The organism is Dietzia cercidiphylli (assembly GCF_014145145.1).
GTDB lineage: Bacteria > Actinomycetota > Actinomycetes > Mycobacteriales > Mycobacteriaceae > Dietzia > Dietzia natronolimnaea.
In genome coordinates, this window is the sequence record NZ_JAALEA010000410.1 from 1 (window position 1) to 2,280 (window position 2,280).

4 protein-coding genes are annotated in these 2,280 nt (G+C 72.2%); 2 read left to right on the forward strand and 2 right to left on the reverse strand.

Features of this window, described 5'->3' with window-relative positions; genetic code table 11:
• The coding region (locus tag G6028_RS14110; protein ID WP_182659251.1) for a type II toxin-antitoxin system PemK/MazF family toxin at positions 1-429 on the forward strand (429 nt) is incomplete at its 5' end.
• A gap of 207 nt (positions 430-636) precedes the next feature.
• On the forward strand, positions 637-897 hold the full coding sequence (rpsT, locus tag G6028_RS14115) for a 30S ribosomal protein S20 (RefSeq protein ID WP_179524952.1): 261 nt from the start codon (positions 637-639) through the stop codon (positions 895-897).
• Between the two features lie 115 nt (positions 898-1,012).
• Here rpsT and holA read toward each other — a convergent pair whose 3' ends face one another.
• Both holA and G6028_RS14125 read right to left on the reverse strand, forming a co-directional pair.
• Complete coding sequence (holA, locus tag G6028_RS14120) at positions 1,013-1,990, reverse strand: DNA polymerase III subunit delta (RefSeq protein ID WP_182659252.1); 978 nt, start codon at positions 1,988-1,990, stop codon at positions 1,013-1,015.
• A 66-nt stretch (positions 1,991-2,056) separates the two neighbouring features.
• On the reverse strand, positions 2,057-2,280 hold a 224-nt coding region (locus G6028_RS14125), incomplete at its 5' end, for a ComEC/Rec2 family competence protein (RefSeq protein ID WP_182659253.1).

A 2,280-nucleotide genomic window follows, 5' to 3' on the forward strand; every position in this document is an offset into this window, starting at 1 on the left:
CCGCGTGGGGCCGTGGGAGCGGGACGACCCACCACGTCCGGGACCGTGCCCACGTCGAGTCGCGCGCGGACCGTCTCCTACGCACCCGACCTCGACGGTCGGGCCGATCCGGGAGAGATCGTGTGGACGTGGGTCGAGTTCGAGGAGGCCGACGGACGCGGGCAGGACCGTCCGGTCCTGGTGGTGGGCCGCGACGGCGATCGACTGCTCGGCCTCATGCTCTCCTCGCAGGACAGGCGGGACGACGACGAGGGGTGGCTCGGGCTCGGCACCGGGCCGTGGGACCCGGAGGGCCGACCGAGCTGGGTCCGCCTGGACCGCGTGCTGGACGTGCCCGAACAGGGAATCCGACGCGAGGGGGCCGTCTGCTCCCGCGCCACGTTCGACCGGGTCGCGGACCGGTTGCGCTCGGACTACGGCTGGCGCTGACGGGCGGTGGTGGCGGGCAGCCCGACACGGGCCCGACCGGGTGCTCGCCCACCCGTCACGCGTTTTGGCCGGTGACGCCGCCGCTGGTAAAGTGGGTCGTCGGTGTCCACCGGATCGCATTGCGCGTGTTCGAGCGGACTAGAGACATGACATCAGATCGACCGGATCCCCCGGGGAGCCGTCGACACACGACCGAAGGTGTGACCAGTGGCAAACATCAAGTCCCAGAAGAAGCGGAACCTCACCAACGAGCGCAACCGTCTCCGCAACCAGTCGATCAAGTCGTCTCTGCGTTCCGCCATCCGCAGCCTGCGTGAGGCCACCGAGGCCGGCGACAAGGCCAAGGCCGGCGCCCTCCTCGTCGCGACCTCGCGTCAGCTCGACAAGGCCGCCACCAAGGGTGTCATCCACCAGAACCAGGCCGCCAACAAGAAGTCGTCGCTCGCCAAGGCCGTCAACGCGCTCTGAGGCGACCCGCTCCCCCCGTCGGGGAGCACAGCCCCGCGTCGTTAGCCGCCGCGATGAGGCTCCGAGGGCCCACCCCCGCACCGATCGAGTGCGCGTGGTGGGCCCTCGTCGCGTTCTATGCGGCGCCCGCCAGTGAGCCCACTTCCCGCACCGCCCGCTCGAGCGCGTACGAGGTGTCCTCCGCCTGCCCCTTGACCTCGCCGTTGAGGCGGGCCACCACCTGGAGGGCGCTGCCGAGGGTGTCGATGGACCAGTACCGGGTCTGCGCGGTGACCTTCTTGACCTTCCACGGAGGCAGGCCCTGCCGCGCCAGTTCGGCCGGCGGGGTGCCCCTTTGGGTGCCCACCATGGCGATCGAGTTCACGGCGTCCGCGAGAGCGTCCGCCAACACGACGTGCGGGACCCCCGTGTGCATGGCCCATTCGAGGGCCTCGATCGCGCCGGCCACATCCCCGGTGACCGCGCGCTCGGCCACGGTGAACCCGCTGACCCCCACGACCCCGGAGTGATAGCGGCGCACCGCTTCGACGTCGACCTTCCCCCCGGTGTCGGCCACCAGCTGGCCACACGCCGACGCCAGCTGCCGAAGGTCCGTGCCCACCGCCTCCACCAGGGCCTCACACGCCTCGGGGGCCACCCGGACGTCGAGACCCCGGAACTCCGAGCGCACGAATCCCACCACGTCCATGTGGCGGGAGAGCTTGCCGGCCGCGTGCTCCTGCGCACCGGCCTTACGCAGGTCCGGTACGAGCGCCTTGGCCCGACCCCCGCCCGTGTGCTGGACCACCATGACCGTCTGGTCCGGCAGGTCGACGGCGGACCCCATCACCGCCGCCTGGGCGTCCTTGCCCAGTTCCGCGGCACCGGTGATCACCACGATCCGGGCCTCGCCGAACAGCGACGGTGAGAGCAGTTCGAACAGCTGCGGTGCACCGACCTCCGGTCCCCCCAGGCGGGAGACCACGGGCGGATCCTCCCCCGCGGGAGCCGCTGCCCGCACGGCCGCCACGACACCGGCGGTGGCGCGCTCGGTGAGGAACTCGTCCTCGCCCAGGACGAGATGCAGCGGGCCGGGTGAAGAACCGGGTGTCATGGGCGCTCCTCGTCGTCGTACTCACCCGACATCGTGCCACGCAGGTCCGTCACCACAGGCGCGGGATCACCCGGGCGCCACGTCGGGCGACCCCGGCAGGGACACGGCGACGTCCGCGACGGTCTCGAGCCACCACAGCGCCGGGGCGCACGCCCACGCCAGCACGACGGCCCCGTCCTCCCACACCGGCCCGAGGGCCGCGGCGGCGGTCCCGAGCACCGTCACCAGAGGCACCACCGGGGCCACCGCGATATTGGCGGGCAGCGCCCACGGGCCCGTCTCCAACCCGG

Excerpts from the sequence above, each read along its gene's own strand:
- holA (WP_182659252.1), bottom strand. The coding sequence starts at position 1,990 with ATGACACCCGGTTCTTCACCCGGCCCGCTGCATCTCGTCCTGGGCGAG.